The organism is Oceanospirillum sanctuarii (assembly GCF_002150805.1).
In the GTDB taxonomy this organism is placed as follows: Bacteria; Pseudomonadota; Gammaproteobacteria; order Pseudomonadales; family Halomonadaceae; genus Oceanospirillum; species Oceanospirillum sanctuarii.
In genome coordinates, this window is record NZ_MTBA01000007.1 from 144,971 (window position 1) to 164,935 (window position 19,965).

Sequence of the window (19,965 nt, forward strand, 5' to 3'; positions counted from 1 at the left end):
ATCGGGTATTTTTTTGTCTGCTGAAAGCCACTAAAATCAGGCGCTTAGCGGCTTTTGGATTTTGGCCTGTGCTTTGCAATTGTCATGTTTGCGTGATGCTTCCTCAGAGGCTACGCAGGACTAAAACAAGAAAGATAAGGAACACATGACAATGAAACACTTGATGCAAGGTACTGTTTTGAAAGATTCCATTTTTAAAAGCACGTTTGTTAAAACCACTGCGATGGCCGCTGCGCTGACCGCTTCTGTTTTTGCTTCTGGCGTTCAGGCGCAGGACAGTAAGTCGTATATTTTTGCGACGGCGACAACCGGTGGCACCTATTACCCTGTAGGCGTTGCGGTAAGCACCTTGACTAAGGTGAAGCTGGAGCCAACCCATAAAATCTCACTGTCTGCGATCAGCTCGGCGGGATCCGGTGAGAACATTAAGCTGTTGCGTGAAAATCAGGCGCAGTTTGCGATCCTGATGGGGCTTTACGGCAGCTGGGCGAAAACCGGTGAAGGTCCTTTGACCAATGCAGGCCCTCAAAAACACCTGCGTTCTGTGACCATGCTGTGGCCTCAGGTTGAGCACTTTCTGGTATCAAAAGATAAGGTAAAAACCGGAACTCTGGATGATCTTCAGAATCTGCAGGGCGCAGGCTTTTCCATTGGTAAGCGCAACTCAGGCACTGAAGGCGCCAACCGTTATATCTTCGGTCAGCTGGGCATCAACCCAGATGAGACCTTTGATCTGTCATTCCTAGGTTATGGCGCTTCAGCGGATGCCTTCAGCAACCGCAAAATTAACGGTATGAATACCTCGGGTGGTATGCCGGTTTCTGCGGTAACCCGTGCGATGGCAGATACCAATACAGAGACTTCTCTGTTGGCGGTGACTGATGAGCAGTTGGCCAAAGTGAATGCTAAGTACCCACTGTGGGTGCCTTACACCATTCCGGCGAACACCTATCCGAATCAGTCTCAGCCGGTTCAGTCGATGGCTCAGTCTAACTTCCTGGCGGTTCGTGATGACGTTAGTGAAGAAGACGTGTATCAGCTGACAAAAGCGATTTATGAAAACTTAGGTTTCCTGAAAAATATCCACAAGGCAACGTCTGAAATGTCGCTGCAAACTGCGATTAACGGTCTTCCGGTTCCGCTGCACCCGGGTGCGCTGCGTTACTACCGTGAGCAGGGTGTAAAGGTTCCGGACGCGTTGCTTTAACCCTTTCAGGGCAAGACCTTTCTGAATTCAGCAGGGTGTCACTTTCCCGTTGTCTGAACTGAGCCGGTTACCGTGCTCACTCGGTTGCCGGTCATGGCATCAATCAGCAGCGGATTGTCTTGCTTATTACGGTCTTGCCCTTTTTCGTTTTCCCTATTGTTTTACTGACCTTACGGGTGATTTTCACTCTGAAGGTCAGTTGTCGCTTTTGCGCTGTCAGCGTTTTAAAAGGACCCTGTTATGAGTCAACAGTCACTGAGTCATGAGGCCCTTCAGGAGCCTCAAAGCACTCCTACGCCTGAAGAGCTGGATGCTCATCTGTCATCTGATCCGGAATCGGCAGTGCCAGCCCCGGAAACCCAGGGTTGGTTTGGTAAGTTTGCTTTTGTTTTCTGCATTTTTGTCGCGGTTAGCCATATCTATTTCAACACGCTCGGCAATATGTCCGAGCTGTGGTTGTCGGCGATGCACTTTGGCATGTTCGGTTTTCTTTGTGCGTTGCTCTACCGTACAGGGAAGAGTAAATCCGGTACTGCTAAGACCTTCCATTGGGGGATCAATATCCTGCTGGGCGGCTTGAGCCTTGTCGTTGTGGCTTATCTGATGCTGGGTGAGTCGGCACTTTATGCCCGTGGGGTTACCTTTATCACTACCGACTGGTTAGCTGCGATTGTTGCGGTCATTCTGGTGGTTGAATTTGCCCGCCGTACCAGTGGCTGGGTGATTCCTGTGATGATTCTGATCGCTCTGTCCTATGTTGCCTGGTGGGGTAAGTATCTGACGGGTGTATTCCACTTTCCGGGGCTGACGGCAGAGACGCTATTATTCCGCAGTTACTTCTCTAACGAGGGGATGTTCGGTTCCATCGCCCGTATCAGCTCAACCTACGTTTATATGTTTATCCTGTTCGGAGCCTTTCTGGTTCGCTCCGGTGCCGGTGAATTTATTATTGAGCTGGCGCGTTGCGTAGCGGGGCGTATGATCGGTGGGCCGGGTCTGGTGGCTGTACTGGGATCTTCTCTGATGGGCTCAATATCCGGTTCTGCGGTTGCGAATACGGTATCCACCGGTGTGATCACCATTCCTATGATGAAGCGCGCAGGCTTTCGTCCAGTCTATGCCGGCGGTATTGAAGCGGCTGCCTCAACCGGTGGTCAGCTGATGCCGCCTGTTATGGGGGCGGGCGCTTTTATCATGGCTTCTTACACTCAGGTGCCTTATCTGGAAATTATCACTCTGGCGTTTCTACCAGCGATGATCTATTTCCTGTCAGTGGCTTTCTTTGTCCGTATCGAAGCAAAGCGTCTGAATATTCAGGTGGTTGAGGAAGAGACGCCCCGTGCGCGGGATATTCTGAAGCGCGGCTGGCACTCTCTGGTTCCTATCGTTGTGCTGGTGGCACTGCTCATCTACGGCTTTACTCCGACCTATGCGGCAGGCTTCAGTATTCTGAGTGTGGTATTCGCCTCCTGGTTATCTCCTAAACCGATGGGGCTGCGGGATATCGCGGAATCCATGGTGCAAGGTACTTACAATATGATCCCGACCGCAGTGCTGCTGATCGCTGTAGGCTTGGTAATCAATGTGGTGACCACAACCGGTGTTGGTAATACCTTCTCGCTGATGATCAGTCAGTGGAGTGGCGGTAGTTTGCTGATCAGTCTGGTGCTGGTTGCTCTGGCTTCTCTGATTGTTGGCATGGGGCTTCCGGTGACGGCGTCTTATATCGTACTGGGTACGCTTTCGGCTCCGGCACTGTATAGCCTCATGAACGAGTCTCACCTGATCGATTATCTGATGAGCGGTCAGGTTGAAGGCATGGCCAGTGCCATGATTACTCTGAGTCTGCCAAGTCTTGCTGAAGCACTGCCGCAGGGGTTAACACTGGCTCAGGCGCAGCAGGTGATCGCAACCCTGCCATCGGATTCGCTGGATATGGTGATTGAGCAGGGGCTGTCCGCAGAAACCCTGACCATCAGTCTGATCTCTGCTCACATGATTATCTTCTGGCTGTCTCAGGACAGTAATGTCACACCGCCGGTGTGTCTGGCTGCCTTTGCAGCAGCAGCGGTTGCCCGTGCCAATCCAATGCGTACCGGCTTTATGGCTTGGCGTTTTGCTAAGGCGCTTTATGTGGTGCCTTTGCTGTTTGCTTATACGCCTTTGATTGGCGGGACGCTGCCGGAGGTCATTCAGATTTTCATCTTTGCCTGTCTGGGGATGTATGCTCTTGCAGGGTTCTTTGAGAATCACCTTGAAGGGCCGCTTCAGGTTTGGCAGCGAATCCTGTTGGTGCCATCAGCGGGTCTGATGCTCTGGCCGGATCTTGGCCTGATTGCCCAGCTGGCAGGTTTCGCGATTCTGCTGGCGCTTTTTGTGATGAGCCGTCGTGCAGAGCCGGTGAACCCTCATCAGGTTGTTAGTGCTGAGGCTGCTTAACACTGAAAGCTGCCACTTGGAAAGTGGCAGCTTTTTCTTTTTATGAAGGTGCTGGCGCTTTAATATGCCAGGCTCTTGTCGCTGTTTTCCCTGACAGTTTTATTGAACTGCCGTTATGAATTTCCCCGGGGCTGACTTTGAATAATGCGGTAGTGTCCGCTGGCCGGACCTCTCTGATCTCTTATCCCGTTGCCATCACGCTTCTGGTGCTCTGTTGCCTGCTGTTAACGGCAGGTGTGAGCCATTACTCCTACTACAACACCCTGTCTCAGCTGGAACAGGAGAGCCATTTTAAGCTCAACCTTTACAAGAAGGTGGTGCTGAGTGAGCTGAAACGTCACGCCTATCTGCCACTGATGTTATCGAAGGATGATCAGGTGCTGGAGTTTCTGCATGACTCCGAGTTGAAGATGAAAGGGCAGGCATTGAATGCTCATCTGGAATCGTTAAGCGAAGGTACAGATGCCCTTAATATCTATCTGATGAACCCCGAAGGCACCACTATTGCCACCAGTAACTGGCAGGATAAGACCAGTTATCTTGGGGTGAACTATCGTTACCGTCCCTACTTTCTCAATGCACTGGCGGGTCAGCCCGGCATCTTCTTTGCCATTGGCGTTACCACTAAAATCCCAGGTCTTTTTCTGTCTCATCCGGTTTATCTGAATGATGAGGTTGCCGGTGTGGTAGTGGTGAAGGTCAGTATGCAGCCACTGGAAAAGCTCTGGGCCGAGCAGGGCGCGGAGAAGGTTTTTCTGACCGATGCTAACGATATTATTTTCAGCAGCACGGAGTCTGATTGGCGGTTTAATGCCTTATCCAGCCTGACACCCTCTCAACGAGAATCCCTGAAAGCAGACCGGAAATATCTGGATTACCCGATACGGTCTTTGCCCATTCGTGAGGATAGTGATGTTCAGGACTATCGGCTGATTCGAATTGCTGAAGGTCCGCGTAAGGGCAAGCACTACCTCTGGCTGACGCAGGCGCTGCCCAATAGTCCCTGGAAACTTCATGCTATGGCGAGTGCCCACGGAGCCAGAGAAGCGGCCATTAATGCCTTTTTCCTCGGTATGCTGCTTTCCAGTCTTGTAGGTCTGTTGGCTTACGTGCTGATGAAGCGGAAAAAGGTTGCAGACCGGTTAAGAGAGGCTCATGACCTGCTGGAGCAAAGGGTTGAGTCCCGAACCCGTGAGCTTTCCGAAAGTAACCTGCAGCTGACCTATGAGATTGAGCAACGACAGAGGGCGCACGAAGCCTTGCGACGGGCTCAGGATGATCTGATTCAAAGCAGTAAGCTGGCGGCATTGGGGCAGATGTCTGCAGGTATTACCCATGAACTCAATCAACCCTTATCCGCGATTCAGACTTTTGCCCGTAATGGTGAAAAGCTGGTGCAGCGACAGCGCTATGATGCTGCGGAAGAAAACTTCAGTCGTATCTTTGCCCTCACCAGCCGAATGGGGGAAATCATTAATCACCTGAAGACCTTCGGCCGTAAAAGTCGAAAGCGTACTGAGTCGGTGGATCTGGTGCAATGTGTTGAGAATGCGCTACTGCTGGTGGATCACATGAGCCAACGGGATCAGGTTGAGATCTCTTTTGATGTTGAAAAGGATGCCTCTCTGGTAGTTACCGGCGATCCGGTTCGATTGGAGCAGGTATTCGTTAACCTGCTGAGCAATGGTATTCAGGCACTGCACAGCTCGGATAACCCGGATAAGCGTATGGAGATCAGCCTGAAGGCTCTGGCAGAAAGTGCAGAGGTGATCATCCATGACAATGGCCCGGGTTTTGATGATCAGGTGCTGGAATCAATTTTTGACCCCTTCTTCACCACCAAAGAGGTTGGTGAAGGCATGGGGCTTGGGCTGTCCATCGTTTACGGTATTCTGATGGAGCACAATGGTGAGATCGATGCCCGCAACAATAAGGGGGCGGAGATTCGGGTTTGTCTGCCGCTCTATCAACCGCCCGCTGTACCCTTAGACAATCCTGCAGCTGAGGAGATTAATTTGTGACGTTTGATGCGATGAGCCCCCAATCAATTAACCCTCATACTGAACTGACGGTTCTCTTTGTTGATGATGAAGAGAATATGCGCCTGTCGGCGGAGCAATGCCTGCAGTTGGAAGATTTTAAGGTCATCACCTGCGCGGATGCCAGAGAAGCTCTGAAGCATCTTAAGCCGGGATACCCCGGAATTCTGGTGACAGATATCCGTATGCCGGGTATGACGGGGCTTGAGTTGATGGAACAGGCGCTGGCGCTGGATTCTGAGCTGCCCGTGATTCTTCTGACCGGCCATGGTGATATTGATATGGCAGTAAGCGCTATGCATAAAGGTGCCTATGATTTTCAGCAGAAGCCTTTCGATCCGGATCACTTTATCCGAATAGTTGGTCACGCCCTACGCCAGCGAGCTTTAGTGCTGGATAATCGCCAACTTAGGAAAAGCATTGAATCTCCTAATCTGCTCGACACCTTATTAGTGGGTAAAAGCCCGCAGATGCAGATGCTTAGGGAGACCGTTCTTGATCTGGCGGATCTGCCGGTCAATGTCCTGATTCACGGAGAGACAGGTAGCGGAAAGGAACAGGTTGCGTCCAGCCTGCATCAACTCAGTCATCGTAAATCGTCGCCTTATGTTGCTCTGAACTGCGCTGCCATGCCGGAGCATCTGTTTGAGAGTGAAGTTTTTGGCTTTGAGAAAGGGGCATTTACCGGAGCGGATCGTCAACGAATCGGTAAGCTCGAATATGCCAAGGGTGGAACGGTCTTTTTGGATGAGATCGAAACCATGCCCCTTAGCCTGCAGGTAAAACTCTTGCGGGTTTTGCAGGAAATGAAGGTAGAGCGATTGGGCTCGAATCAGTTGATTGATCTGGATTTTCGCTTGGTAGCCGCAACCAAGACTGACCTTTTAATCGCCAGTGAAAACGGTGAGTTTCGGGAAGATCTCTATTTCAGGCTGAATGTTGCCGAAATTCATATTCCACCGCTCAGAGAGCGACGGGAAGATATCCCTCTCCTGTTCAGTCACTTCATCTATCAGCTTGCCCATGATTATGGCCGAGAGCCCTTTGAGCCGGATCTGAATGATATTCAGGAACTGATGCAGCACAACTGGCCGGGAAATGTACGCGAGTTGAAAAACATCGCTCAGCGTTTTGTTTTTGGGCGACAGGGGCAGAAGCTGGCAATCGCTGAGTTGATGAAATCACCTGCAGCGAAAAGTGGCGTTAGTCTGCAATGCCAGATGAGAAGTTTTGAGCGAACCTTGCTGGAAAATGCCCTTCGCCGACACAAAGGCCAGGTACAGCCCCTATTGGACGAGCTTGAGCTGCCCCGCAGGACGTTCAACGAACTGATGAAAAAGCATGGGATTGAGAGAAAGGAGTTTTCAGAGTAACTGACAAATTACCCCTACGGTTTTATTTAAAGACCGTAGGGGCTTTCAGACGCATTAGGTAATAATCGGTGCGGTATCCGGTTGCTCCGGTGGTTCCATTGGCGTATCCGGTTCCAGTTCTCCGGTAAAGGCTTCTACCTGATCCACAATATCGCTGGTGTCTTCTCTGAAGCGCGCGACGTGGAACAGGGCTTCACCTTCGTGAACCAGTGGCAGGTTAACCCGTCCGATGACGATACCATCGCAGGGTGCGATGACTTCCACTTCAAACTCGCCCATAGGGTCGGCTACCAGCGCGATAACACTGCCTTTTGTGGTTCTGGCGCCCAGTGGTAACAGGGTACGCAAAATCCCGCTGGTGGGTGAACGTACCCAGATGGAGTTCAGGGCAACGGTGGTTTCCTGAGGCTCTTTCTTGCGGCGTACGCGACGTATCATGCCCAGCTGGCGCATGACATTGACGATGCCGTTCATACCGGCGCGGATACATACCTCATCAAAGCGCAGTGCTTCACCGGCTTCATAGAGAATAATCGGGATGCCTTTGTCGGCGGCAGCCTTACGGAAGGTACCCTCCTTGCTTTCGGAATGCAGAATCACCGGCAGACCGAAGGCTCTGGCCATTTCTGTGCAGACTTCATTATTCGGATCGAAGCGGATCTGAGGCAGATTCGCACGGTGGCGCGCACCGGTATGCAGGTCGATACCGTGGGTGGCGTGGCTGACCACTTGCTCCATAAAGCTGTACGCCATACGGCCAGCCAGTGAGCCTTTTGGTGAGCCTGGGAAGCTACGGTTCAGGTCGCGGCCATCGGGCAGATAGCGGCTGTGGGCGACAAAACCGTGAATGTTAACGATCGGCACAACAATCAGAGTGCCGGACATACTGGAGAGTTGGCGCAGTTTCAGCAAACGGCGGATGATCTCAACACCGTTAATTTCATCACCGTGAATAGCGGCTGAAACCAGCAGAACAGGGCCCGGTTTTTTACCGTGAATCACCTGAATGGTCAGGTTGACATCGGCATTGGTGACCATGGCTGCAACTGGGATTTTCAGTGTGCGGCGTTGGCCGGGAAGAATGGTCACTCCATTGATTTCCAGAGGTGTCGCTTTCATGCATTGGGCTCCGATGAGCGTTTTCCGGCAGGCTTTTGACCTGATTCTTCTTATTTAAAACGGTCTTGCGATTTTGCAATGGTGCAGTTTTTCAATCAGTCAGATCACTCAGACCGTGGGGTTTAAGCTGAGTACTCTAACTCTTTTCTGATTCTAAGGTGTTTTTTGCAAACAGACCATTATCCCAACTGCCTGTTTATTCGGTTGTGTTTTCCCTGACCCGATAAAGAAATCGCCCTAAAGAAAGTCTGAAGGGCGATAACGGAACACTTCTGCCTCGGACTAACCCTTAGCCTTTGCCACGGGTTTTAGTGTTGTTTGGCTTGGCGTTCAGCTCGATAAACTCAATGATCAGTGTTGCCACATCTTTCTTGGTAGCGTTTTCGATACCTTCCAGACCCGGAGAGGAGTTTACCTCCATCACCAGAGGGCCACGGTTAGAGCGCAGCAGGTCAACACCCGCCACATTCAGCCCCATGCACTGAGCAGCTTTAATCGCTGTTGCACGCTCAGCAGGAGTCAGCTTGGTCAGTTGAGCGGTACCGCCACGGTGCAGGTTAGAGCGGAACTCACCTTCAGCAGCAGTACGTTCCATGGCCGCTACGACCTTCTTGCCGATAACCAGACAACGTACATCGGAACCACCGGCTTCTTTAATGAACTCCTGTACCAGAATGTCGGCTTCCAGTTCACGGAAGGCATCGATAACACTCTCTGCTGCTTTGCGGGTTTCTGCCAGAACAACGCCCTTGCCCTGAGTACCTTCGGTCAGTTTGATAACCAGAGGTGCCCCCCCAACCAGGTCGATCAGCTCTTTGGTGTTATCCACGCTGTGGGCAAAACCGGTTTTCGGCATGCCGACACCCTTACGGGACAGCAGCTGCAGAGAGCGCAGTTTGTCGCGGGAACGACCCAGTGCGATGGATTCGGTCAGGGTATAAGCACCCATCATCTCAAACTGACGGATCACCGACAGACCGTATTGAGTTACGGATGCGCCAATACGGGGAATGATGGCGTCAAAGCCTTCCAGCTTCTCACCGTGGTACCAGACCGCAGGAGAAGAAGATGTGATGTCCATGTAGCACTTCAGGGTGTCGATCACCTGAACTTCGTGACCACGTTGTTCACAGGCTTCTACCAGGCGGCGGGTAGAGTAGAGTTTTGAATTACGGGACAAGATGCCGATTTTCATGGGGCTTCCTTTTTTAAAATTGGGTATCGCGTTTGTCATCGCCCTTTGATTAACGAGGTCTTAATTGGCTAAAGGACGTTTTGTGACAGCCGGATGGGGAGAAATCCCCTTTGTTCTTTCCGGCTGGGGCAGGTTGTTTATTCGTGACTAAGGACTGTTTAATGACTGAGGCAGGTTTTTATCTGCAGCAGGCTTAGTCCTTAGGGTGTAACTTAGGTTCTGAACAAGCGTAGGAGAGATCTGAATCCACAATAAAGTGACCTCTCAGCGCCGTGCGACCCAGAAGCATACGATATGCCATGGTTTCACGGTCGGTCAGGGTCACTTCAGCGGTGACTTTGACATCACCCACATGCAGTTCAGTCTCAATCACGTAGCGTTCTTCAGTATGACCACCGGAATCGCTCACATTGCGACGATCTTTTATCGGTGCTTCAACGATCAGTTCCGGTTCCTGCTTTTTCCTCAGGGGGTGCAGCCCGAAGCGAACCCAGTCACGGCCATCTTCACCAGTGAAGGGTTCAACAAAAAAAGCGTGGATTGCAGATGTGCGGGCACCGGTATCCACTTTGGCGATCACTTCTTCTACGCCCAAAGCCGGAATTGCGATCGCTTCACGCCAACCCACGATACGTTTTTTTGTTTGATGTTCTGTCATGTTTTTTCCTTACAGCGGGAGTTCATCCTGAATTACAGATTAGATGACTCTACGGTTTAATGCGCCGGAGATAAATAGACTAAGTCAAAACAATTACCGAGTGTACGAAATGTTTATGACAGGGAGGGGCGCAAAAAAGATGCGGCATTCTATGTCGGCAAAACCGAACGTCAACAAAAAAAACAGGGAAAGCTAAAAAAAGATAAATTCCCTGTTTTGATTGGCAAAAAAGCCGATCAGTCTGTCATTTTCAGTGAAAATTCACGACCGGCAGATCAATTGGTTACGCCCCTGATGTTTAGCGTCATAAAGAGCATCGTCGACCCGTTTGATCCAGCTATCCAGAACCTGGTCGGTTTCTTTGTAGGCGCTGACTCCCATACTGATGGTTACCTGCAACCTGTGCTCTTCATAGGGGACGACCAGTTGACTGATACGCAGACCCAGACGTTGCCCGATCACACAGGCTCCGTCCAGATCAGTATGAGGCAGCATGATCAGAAACTCTTCACCTCCGAAGCGGCCGCAAAAATCGGTTTTTCTCAGCAGTTCTTTGCAAACCTCTGCAATACCTTTTAAGACTTCATCTCCTGCCAGATGGCCGTATTTGTCGTTAATCTCTTTGAAGAAGTCGATATCCAACATCAGCAGGCTGGATGTGTAGCGATAGCGACGGCATACATTGAACTCTCGCTCTGCCAGCTCCATAAAATAGCGGCGGTTAGCCATCCCCGTCAGGGCATCCATGGTCGCCAGTTCAGAAAGGCGACGATTGCTGGCCTCCAGCTCGATATTTTTTTGGGTCAGTTGCTGATTCTTAAACTGCAGCTTCTCCACTCGGGTAAAACCTTCTTTTTCGGTCAGCGTCTGGAGTTCTGCCTGCAACGTGATATTGCTGGGGATCACCTGAATACGGGCAATACACTCGTCCCCTAAGATTTCAAGATGTGAAACCCGTGCCCGCATATTGCGTTGCAGGTGCAGGCTAAAGATTCCGGAGAGCTTTCCGCAGAGAAAGGGCAGGGCGTGTTCTTCTTTCATGTCCGGGAACAGCTGGTGCTCCCAGGGATTTTTAACCACCAGCTGGGCAGAAGGCAGCGAGTCATCAAAGCCTGCACCGGTAATTTCACCCCAGCCTGCGGTTGCGATCTTCTCTCCCCAGTGCAGCAGGCCGTTAACGAAGGATTCGTCATCGTAGCGGGTAATCACTTCATAGTCGGTTTCGGAATGATGGCTGGCGGAATAAGCAACCAGAAGTGAGAAATAGGTTTCACCCAGTTCCTCATAAAGAGGCACCATCATGGAAGCCAGCGAAGGTTGCTGCCAGAAAAGAGTAGCTGGTTGTCCTAAAAAGAGCAGCCGGTGATGCTGATCATCCCAGTGGAGCCATTCCGGTAAAGCCATTCAGGTATCCTGCCCGCCGTTTCGATCAGCCAAGAGACTGTACGGCCTGTTATCAGTGGAGAGTTTCAGTTGAGCCGACTGAAGCCAAAATTGCTATGGCGTAAACTTTACAAGTATAGATGGGATTTTTCGGAAAAGAGCAAAATCTAAGGTTGTGCCTAACTAATTGATAGTGCTAGAATTACGCCCGTTGTTTGGCACAGCAAAGTGTTTTCGAAAATGCCTAGTTAACTGTCAGACAAAAATTGTGGTGGCCCTGTCGGTCCCCCCGCAATGATACCCTGTGAACCTGGTCAGGTCCGGAAGGAAGCAGCCACAGCAGGTGACTCATGTGCCGGGGTGTGGCTGGCGGGGCCATCTCCATTTCAGATCCCTGAAATGTCTGCACTCCCTCATCGGTTTGTCCTCTTTTTGCCTACTTATACACAGACTCTTTTTCTGAGAGGGGTTGTGGATAAAGGTATGGAGCGTCCTTGCTCATATGTCACCGGTGTTCCTAAGTATCAGTACAAGTTCCGGTGTAACCCGCTGTACTTAAATCTGAACAGGTTATGGCTACTCCAGCAACTTTAGTTCCGATAATTCTGAGTTGATTCAGATTACTTAAACCTTTAAGAGCAGTGGCAAATGCTGAAACAGTTGTATCGGAAAGATTGGAGTTGGAGACTCTCAGTCGTTCCAGAGAAGAAAAATCACTGAGAGTGAAGTTATTGATGTCTCCATTTTCTAAATAGAGTCTCGTAATTTTAGATGCTGTCAATGTACTGCCTACAGCCATGTCGTAATCTGCTTTGGCTGCTTTAGTTCTAAATTGCAGTCGTTCTAAATTAAAGACTTTAAGCTTTCCTCCAAAGTCATAATCAGTAGCCGTATCAGGGTCCATAATATTTAGGCGTTTTAGTGCTGAGCTAGTACCTATTTTTTCACCTAGTGTCAGCAGATCTGCGTCTGAGAGCGTTGTATTTGCCAGAGATAAGTACTCTAGTTGGTTAAAGTTCAGCTTGCCATTTGTTAGAAAGGTATTGATGTCAAATGTTGCAGCTGTATTGCCGCCATTCCAACCAAGTTCAAGCCTATTAAGCCCAGATAGGTCATTATTACTTGCTAAAGCATTCAGACTTGTTACCGAAGTTGCTTCTTCTATTGCCAGACGCTCAAGGTTATTGATTCCAGAAATAGCGTTGACGTCGTTCTGGTCTAGAGGCAAAGAATAAAAGCGTAATCTTTTTATTTTAGATTTATCGGTATGGGCTGATAGATAGGTGTCCAGCTCGAACTTGGTTGGAGTGGATGATGTGGCGTATTCCGAAAGTGCAAGTCTTGCTAGGCTTGTCATCTTGTATATCGGGGCATAATCCGCCAGATTAATGTCATCTCCACTTGTGCTGTTGGTTTGATAGCTAAGGTCGAAGTACTGCATTCCCGTGAAGTTATCAAAAGGGCTGATATCAGAAATATGATTATCGTATAACCAGACTTTATTTAGTCCAGTGAATTGCTCTACACCTGCCAAGCTTGCGATAGACCAATTGCCCGCATATAGAAGTTTGGCTTGTTCTGCGAAGTCATATTCAGACTCTTCAAAATATTTTTTTAGGTTAGCGTCAGTTATCTTCGAGAGGTCAACAGCGGTTCCACTTGTGGCATTGGTTAGACTCGCGGCATAAGTCTTTGCCTGGGCTTTATCGGTATACCAGCGGGTTTTGTAATCATCCGTACAGTCAGCCGTACCTCCTGTGGTGTACTCGCACACGGTCATAAAGTCGGACTCAGAGGCTAGTTTTTTGAAACTGGTATTGAGGCTGCTCATCACAAGTTCATTCGAGGAAATACTCCAGCTGCTATTAAGATAATCAGTGGAATTGAGTTTGTCGCTGGGGTCGATATATCCAGGACCTCCATTCAAGCTGCTGCTACTGAAGATAAGCGTCATAACTTCTCCGTTTGGATGAAGCGTATAAAAACGCTTTCCTGATACATCTGCTGAACCAAATGTCGTACTAGTTCCCGTTGATCCTGTTGAATTATCTGTTGTGCTCTCATCTGATTCTCCTTGGCAGGCGGTCAAAGAGATGGCTACTGACATAATTGCCAATGATTTTAAGTATTTGATTCCCATGTTAGCTCCATATCCTTAGGAAATTACTCTCACAAAATAAAATGTAGAGTAAAAGTTTTAGATGTCGAATAAAGCTATTAACCGTATTTTTATTAATGAATAATATTTCTGTTTAGATATAAGCTTTTGATAATAAATGATATTTTTTGTTGTTATTTTTTTGTTGTTATTTTTTGCAGGTATTTGAAAGGTGATTAAAGGTTCAATAGCTAAGTTTTGGGATATATCTTCAGTCTGCTTTGGTTTTTTGCTGACTGGATTGTAGGATATTTCTTACGTCTACATTTGATTAATCTCTTCAACAATCGCCCGAAACAGTTTGAATCCCACAGGGATAAGTTCATCCGGGAAATCATAGTCCGGGTTATGCAGCTGCGGGCTGTTATCACCTGCACCGAGGGCGAACATTGCACCCTCTGCAACTTCGGTGAATATGCCGAAGTCCTCTGACCATCTGAATCCTTCCTCTGGCGTGACCAGCGGTGTACCTGTGGCTTGGCAGGCGTTTCGAACCCTCTGATAGCCGCTGTCACTGTTGACGCTGGCGCGGAAGACATCATCCCATTCCAGAGAAAAGCTCAGTTGGTGGTCATCGGTCTGTTGCTGAACAAGCTCGGTTGCCTGTTCGATCAGTTGGTTCATGGCTTCGTTGGTTGATGTACGCAGGGTGGCCATGACAGTGGCTTCGCCGGGAGCTGTGCCGAAGGCGATCTCCCCAAGGTGGGCATAAACCACGGTGACCAGATTAAAGCCGGTCATCTGCCCTTGTAATTGGGACTGTTGGGGAAGCTGGGTCAGTTGCTGAATGATATTGCTCATGGCGAGAGCAGGACTCACGCCATCTTCCGGATGGGCCGCGTGGGAGGTTTTGCCTTTCAGGCGAATAATCATGCCCCGTGAGGCGCAGTTAAAGGCACCGGGCTTGCAGTAAACCGTGCCCAGAGGTTTACCGGGCAGATTATGCAAGGCAAAGCAGTAATCCGGTTTCAGCTGCTCAAACTGGCTGTCGCGTACCACGTTGACGGCTCCGGCTCCCGTCTCTTCTGCGGGCTGAAATAAACAGATGACACGACCTTTATCGGGGCGGTTTTGTGCCAGATAACTGCCAAGGGCTGTGACGATTGCCATGTGACCATCATGTCCGCATTTGTGGGAAATACCATCGCATACTGAGCGATAGGGCAGGTCGTTAATCTCCTGAATCGGAAGGGCATCCAGCTCGCAGCGGATCAGGGTTGTTGGACCTGATTCTTTGCCATCAAAACAGAAAGCGAGTCCGTTGCCGCCGATATTTTCGAGGGTTTCATCAGGGGCAAAACCGGCGAAGAGATTTTTGATGCGTGCTGCGGTGGCGACTTCCTGATCAGAAAGTTCCGGGTGCTGATGTAGTGTTTGGCGAAAACGAATAAGAGCCTGATCGGACAGCATACAAGAACTCCATGATGAGTAGAGAGGCTGTCAGTCAGGGTAGAGCAAATGGAAGGTCGGTTGAAGTGCCGTTAAGCCGGATGATTTCGCTGTTACCGATAAAGAAGGCTTATTCAGCCTTCTGATCATTCTCTTCAAGGTGGTGCAGAAGATCTTCGCGGATATCCATGTACTCGATGTCAGGAATTCCCAGATAACTGAGCACTTTGAGGATTTCAGGTGGCGATTCGTTGGAGTCGTAAATTCGCCAGAAACGTCGGTAGCGGGCGCTGACATCTTTCGCCAGCACCAGAATGCAGAGCAGGGATTTGGTTTGATCCGAAAGCTGATCCTGTGTGTCCAGAATTTCGGTGTAACGCGCCTGTCCTTCGATAGCATCGGCAATACGATCCGGCATAAACCAGTGACGGGCGATATCTGCACCCAGAGCAAAGTGGTTAATGCCAAAGAGTTTTTCTTCCTGAGCCGTCAGGCCGAACAGATCGGCACCATTGATATCCCTCAGAAAAGCTTTGTACTCAGGGTGGGATTCCAGCATCAGTGGAATGGCACAATCGTGCATCATGCCGAGGGTATAGCTGTCATGGGGATCAAGGTCTGATACCCGGGCTGCGATATCTGCCGAGAGTTGAGCCACTTCTGTGGCGGTATCCCAGAAGCGATCCAGCCGACCCAGCTTGCCCATAGAGTTCTGCAGTGCAGCCAGTCGGATAACCGCAAAAAGTTTATCCAGCCCCAGCAGGGTAATGGCGTGGGTCAGGTCGGTAATCTTCTTACTGAGTCGAAACAGAGGTGTGTTCACCGCCGCCAGTACGCTGGTGTAGAGGAAGACATCCTGTTTCAGAATCTCTGCGATCTCAGATGCTGCCGGGTTTTTTGCTTTCATCAGCTCGGCAATGGCGATAACGGCCTCAGGACGAGCGGGGATTTTATAGCGTTGGCTGGCAGCTGAGTTGGGTTCGGACGATGCCATGGTGAGATCCTGTTTCAAAAGTGTAATAGCAAAGAATCTTTGGGGTCAGTCTATCAAAAATAGAGTCAGTAACAGCGATTAAAACTGATATTTTTTATCTGGATCAAGGGACTAGGTCAGCCCAACACCAAATTATGCTTTGTGATATCCAGTAAGTTTACGTTAGAAGATGTAATTTTTCTGCATTTAAACTAAGCTGAAAGGGTTAATCCTGCTTTAGGGAGTGCCCCATGTCTGCCCATCCCGCGAAATCGTATCTCTCTACCTATCTCTCTGTATTGGGCGGCCTGATTTTTACGGCCTGTATGCTTTACCTTCCGCCGACTTTTGCTCAGTCGGCATTGAGTAGCAAAAACAATTTCGAACAACTGCCACAAGCGGACTTTAGTGGCGGTCACTGCTCCCGTCCTCTAATTATGGCTCATTCCGGTGATTACGCGCCCTATCAGTATCAAGGTGCTAACGGCGAATTGATTGGTCTGGATGTTGAGTTAGCCCGACTCTTTGTCGAGACGATGGGGTGCCAGCTGGAGGTGGTGTTATTACCGCCAAAACGGGGGCAGAAAATGCTGGCGGAAGGCCGGATCGATATGATGGCTGCGGCTTCGGTCACTGAGGCCCGTAAGAAGTTTTCCCGCTTCTCGCTGCCTTATCGGGCTGAAACCAGCGTTATGTTTGTCCGAAAAGAAAATGCGCCCTTTATGGCTTCCATGAGCCTTCTGGAGCTGGTGCGTTCCGGCATGAGTTTTACCACAGGTCTTGGGGGGTGGTACGGTGAGCCATGGGAAGATATCAAACCCTATCTGGATGAAGGTCAGTTATCCCTGACCAATAGTACGTTGGGGCAGGTCAACATGGTGCTGATGAGCCGTGCGGATGTGGCTGTTGTGGATCGCTATGTGGGCTTTTATCACGCTAAAACTCTGGGGCGTGCGGATGGTTTAGCAGAGCATCCTCAGGTACTGAGCGATGCTCCTGCACACTTTATGTTGAGTAAAGTGGCGGTTAGCGAGGCTTTACTGAAGCGCTTTAATGATGTGATTCAGGCTAAAAAACCATCATCGGATTACAGTGATATTCTGAAGAAATACCTGCCGGAATAGGCGGCAGGTATTCATTGACTGTATGGGTTTTAAAATAAGGCTACACCGGATGGTGTTGCAGAAAATCGGAAACTTTCTGCAGAATCAGAGCCGGATTTTCACGATGGGGCACATGGTGGATGTCCGGTAGCAGCTCCAGCTTAACCTCTCCTGCCACACCTTCAGCGATTCGTTTTGGCTGATCGGCAGACCCGTATTCATCCATCTCACCATGCAGTACCAGCGTCGGGCAGATGACTTCTGGCAGTGCTTCATCCAGCGACCAGTGATCAAACCCCGGCGAAAGCCAGCTATTAATCCAGGAATCGAGTACCCAGCGGGTACGTTCCCCGTGATAGCGTGCCAGACGATCCAGTTGCTTCTGGTCTGTAAAGAGTTCCTCAGCTTCACGAATACCATCGCGGGTCAGCTGTTCAACAAAAGCCTGAGCCGATTCTGTAATCAGCAACGCGCATTTATCAGGGTGCTGTGCAGCAGTATGCACCGCCATACCACCGCCTACGCTGTGACCGAAGGCGATAAAGCGCTCCAGCCTGAAGTAATCGCAAATCAGCGGGATATAGCGCTCTGCTTCCTGAACAATAAAATTGATATCAATCGGCTCCAGCACCGGATCGGACTGACCAAAGCCCAGGCGGTCATAGGCGATCACAGGTCGTCCGGTTGCCTGAGCCAGGGCTTCCGGAAAATCCCGCCATAAACCCACTGAACCCAGAGAATCGTGAAACAGCAAAAAAGGGATGCAGCCTTGTTCAGCGGTTTCTGGCTGCCAGCGGCGGGCAAAAAGATTGCCGTAAGGTGTTACCAGTGTGAAGGCTTCAGTGGTGATAGTGTGGGGCGTCTGCAATGCGGAATCCGTCATGGTGTCGATCCTGTTATTTTTGTTGTGATACTTCTGTTCTGGCCTGTTCGGGTAAACCCGTAATAGGGATCATAATGCCAAGGAATGGACAGGATTACTGCGTCTGCACCCCGATTGGGGGAGACTTGTGGGTCACAGATTAATAGATAAAGAAGTCTGGCTCTGGTATTTCACCAGAGCTAGTGATTCAAGAAGTCAAACTACAAGGGCACAATATGAACAGGGATGTGGCTGTGATTAAGAATACTATGGGCAATGGAACCTAACGTATTTAGTTTATGGTGTCTGCGACATCCCATCACGATAAGATCCGCACTCACCTCTTCAACAGTATCCTGAACCTCTTCCCATACGATTCCTTCATGCACACGGTAATCCAGATTAGCTGGTGAAAGAGGCTGGCCGTCAGGTAGGGATTCTTCTTTCCAGAAGCGGTCAATACGTTCTCTCATAGTGGCTTTGATGTGCTCTAAACCTTCCTGGTGAAGAGCATGTAGTTCATCTCTACCAATGATATTTCGAACTATGTTTACAGCATTGGTATGAAGAGGCTCAACGACATGCAGAAAGACAATTCTTGCCTGATGAGCTGTTGCTAATGAGACCGCTGATCGAAATGCAGGGCGAGATCCCTTTTCAATATCTGAGATATAGAGAATGGTTTTGATTTCTGGAACCATGATGGAATGCTCCTAGCGGTAGAGCAGCTCTGGTAAAAACAGAGCGATGCTGCTGAAGAAAGTTATCAGGGCCAGACGAACAATATCTGCAACCCAGAAAGGAGTGACACCTTTGAAAATAGTGCTGGCTTTGACGTCCCGTAGTACTGCACCAAGAACAAAGACGTTCATACCTACTGGTGGAGTGATCAGGCTGATTTCGGTCACTACAACGACAACAATACCGAACCAGACGAGATCAAAGCCGAGGCTGGCGACCAGTGGAAAAAAGATGGGCACGGTCAGCAGCAACATGGAGAGGCTCTCAAACACCATACCCAGCAAAATGTAGATCCCTAGGATGACCAGAATCACCATCATGGGGCTGACATCTAGACTCTGTACAAACATCAGCAGCTCGTCCGGTAGCCCGGCACGGGTAATAAAGTTGGAGAAAATCAGAGCTCCAATCACAACGCTGAACAGCATAGCCGTGGTCCGGGCGGTGTCGGTCAGAATATCAAATAGCGCCCAGCCGTTCAGGGTTTTGCGGCTCAGTGCGATCAGGAAAGCACCTCCGGCACCGATACCGGCCGCTTCAGTCGGCGTGAAAATACCCAGATAGATACCACCCATCACGACGGCAAACAGAATAAGCACTCCCTGAACACTGCGCAGAGCTTTCAGGCGTTCCGGCCAGTCCATTTTATCACCCGCGGGCCCTGCTTCCGGGGTACGCCATACCACATAGCGCACAGCCACCAGATAGAGGGCAATACCCAGAAAACCGGGAATAAAACCTGCAGCGAACAGTTCGCGGATACTGGTTTCTGTCAGCAGGCCATAGATCACCAGAATCACGCTGGGGGGAATCAGGATCCCGAGAGTGCCGCCTGCAGCGATGGAGGCGGTGGCTAAAGAATCGGCATAGCCATACTTACGCATCGGCGGCATAGCCACTTTGGCCATCGTCGCAGAGGTCGCAAGGCTGGAGCCGCAGATGGCAGAGAAACCTCCGCAGGCGACAACGGTTGCCATCGACAAACCGCCTTTACGATGGCCCAGAAAAGCATAAGACGCCTGATAGAGTTCCTGCGACAGGCCGGACTTCGTCACCAGATTGCCCATCAGAATAAACAGCGGAATGACCGACAAGCTGTACTCCTGCGCGGTGTCGATGACCCGGCGAGCAGCCATGGAAAGAGCTCCGTTCCAGCGGAATTCCAGCAGGTTGTCGAAGGTCAGCCCCTGCAACACGGCAAAACCAAAGAAACCAACTAATCCCATCGCAAAGGCAATCGGAACTCGAATGACGATAATTATAAAAAGCAAAATGGCAAAGCCGATCATTGCGGTCAGCATAAGTGTTGCTCCGTGGGGATTTTCA

Annotated in this window: 15 protein-coding genes and 1 other RNA gene; 6 read left to right on the top strand and 10 right to left on the bottom strand. The window is 50.0% G+C overall.

Annotation, left to right across the window (positions count from 1 at the left end):
- The first annotated feature begins 178 nt into the window (after positions 1-178).
- The 4 genes from BV405_RS13755 (at position 179) to BV405_RS13770 (ending at position 7,058) form a co-directional block, all read left to right on the top strand.
- Positions 179-1,207, top strand: coding sequence for a TAXI family TRAP transporter solute-binding subunit (locus BV405_RS13755; protein ID WP_425435140.1), 1,029 nt, complete (start codon positions 179-181; stop codon positions 1,205-1,207).
- A 240-nt stretch (positions 1,208-1,447) separates the two neighbouring features.
- Complete coding sequence (locus BV405_RS13760; RefSeq protein WP_086481456.1) at positions 1,448-3,646, top strand: TRAP transporter permease; 2,199 nt, start codon at positions 1,448-1,450, stop codon at positions 3,644-3,646.
- 137 nt (positions 3,647-3,783) lie between these two features.
- Positions 3,784-5,667: an ATP-binding protein gene (locus BV405_RS13765; protein ID WP_086481457.1), complete on the top strand. Its 1,884-nt coding sequence runs from the start codon at positions 3,784-3,786 to the stop codon at positions 5,665-5,667.
- Positions 5,664-7,058, top strand: a complete 1,395-nt coding sequence (locus BV405_RS13770) for a sigma-54-dependent transcriptional regulator (RefSeq protein ID WP_245832336.1) — start codon at positions 5,664-5,666, stop codon at positions 7,056-7,058. Before BV405_RS13765 ends, BV405_RS13770 begins: the two co-directional genes overlap by 4 nt.
- 54 nt (positions 7,059-7,112) lie before the next feature.
- Here the strand turns inward: BV405_RS13770 and BV405_RS13775 are convergent, their stop codons facing one another.
- From BV405_RS13775 to BV405_RS13790, 4 genes are all read right to left on the bottom strand, one after another.
- Positions 7,113-8,177 carry a succinylglutamate desuccinylase/aspartoacylase family protein gene (locus BV405_RS13775; RefSeq protein ID WP_086481458.1) on the bottom strand — a complete coding sequence of 355 codons (1,065 nt, stop codon included), beginning with the start codon at positions 8,175-8,177 and terminating at the stop codon, positions 7,113-7,115.
- Between the two features lie 289 nt (positions 8,178-8,466).
- Positions 8,467-9,372, bottom strand: coding sequence for a 30S ribosomal protein S6--L-glutamate ligase (gene rimK, locus BV405_RS13780; protein ID WP_086481459.1), 906 nt, complete (start codon positions 9,370-9,372; stop codon positions 8,467-8,469).
- Between the two features lie 193 nt (positions 9,373-9,565).
- A complete protein-coding gene (locus BV405_RS13785) occupies positions 9,566-10,030 on the bottom strand; it encodes an ATP-dependent zinc protease family protein (protein ID WP_086481460.1) in 465 nt (154 codons plus the stop codon).
- 261 nt (positions 10,031-10,291) lie between these two features.
- The gene (locus BV405_RS13790) at positions 10,292-11,434 is read right to left on the bottom strand and encodes a GGDEF domain-containing protein (protein ID WP_086481461.1); all 1,143 of its coding nucleotides are present in this window, start codon (positions 11,432-11,434) and stop codon (positions 10,292-10,294) included.
- Positions 11,435-11,691: 257 nt separating this feature from the next.
- Here BV405_RS13790 and ffs point away from each other — a divergent pair.
- An RNA gene (gene ffs / locus BV405_RS13795) (signal recognition particle sRNA small type) lies at positions 11,692-11,788 on the top strand.
- Between the two features lie 142 nt (positions 11,789-11,930).
- Here the strand turns inward: ffs and BV405_RS13800 are convergent.
- From BV405_RS13800 to BV405_RS13810, 3 genes are all read right to left on the bottom strand, one after another.
- Complete coding sequence (locus tag BV405_RS13800) at positions 11,931-13,553, bottom strand: hypothetical protein (RefSeq protein ID WP_140054618.1); 1,623 nt, start codon at positions 13,551-13,553, stop codon at positions 11,931-11,933.
- A 279-nt stretch (positions 13,554-13,832) separates the two neighbouring features.
- Complete coding sequence (locus tag BV405_RS13805; protein WP_086481463.1) at positions 13,833-14,981, bottom strand: amidohydrolase; 1,149 nt, start codon at positions 14,979-14,981, stop codon at positions 13,833-13,835.
- A 109-nt stretch (positions 14,982-15,090) separates the two neighbouring features.
- Positions 15,091-15,954: an HDOD domain-containing protein gene (locus tag BV405_RS13810; protein ID WP_086481464.1), complete on the bottom strand. Its 864-nt coding sequence runs from the start codon at positions 15,952-15,954 to the stop codon at positions 15,091-15,093.
- Positions 15,955-16,184: 230 nt separating this feature from the next.
- On the opposite strand from BV405_RS13810, the gene BV405_RS13815 reads away from it, so the two are divergent.
- Complete coding sequence (locus tag BV405_RS13815; RefSeq protein WP_086481465.1) at positions 16,185-17,057, top strand: substrate-binding periplasmic protein; 873 nt, start codon at positions 16,185-16,187, stop codon at positions 17,055-17,057.
- Positions 17,058-17,097: 40 nt separating this feature from the next.
- On the opposite strand, the gene BV405_RS13820 is transcribed toward BV405_RS13815, so the two are convergent.
- The 3 genes from BV405_RS13820 to BV405_RS13830 all read right to left on the bottom strand — a co-directional run bounded on the left by BV405_RS13820 (position 17,098) and on the right by BV405_RS13830 (position 19,940).
- A complete protein-coding gene (locus BV405_RS13820) occupies positions 17,098-17,919 on the bottom strand; it encodes an alpha/beta fold hydrolase (RefSeq protein ID WP_086481466.1) in 822 nt (273 codons plus the stop codon).
- A gap of 200 nt (positions 17,920-18,119) precedes the next feature.
- Positions 18,120-18,599, bottom strand: a complete 480-nt coding sequence (locus tag BV405_RS13825; RefSeq protein ID WP_086481467.1) for a universal stress protein — start codon at positions 18,597-18,599, stop codon at positions 18,120-18,122.
- Positions 18,600-18,611: 12 nt separating this feature from the next.
- Positions 18,612-19,940 (bottom strand): TRAP transporter large permease, encoded by a 1,329-nt coding sequence (locus BV405_RS13830; RefSeq protein ID WP_086481468.1) that lies wholly within the window; start codon positions 19,938-19,940, stop codon positions 18,612-18,614.
- Positions 19,941-19,965: the final 25 nt, after the last annotated feature.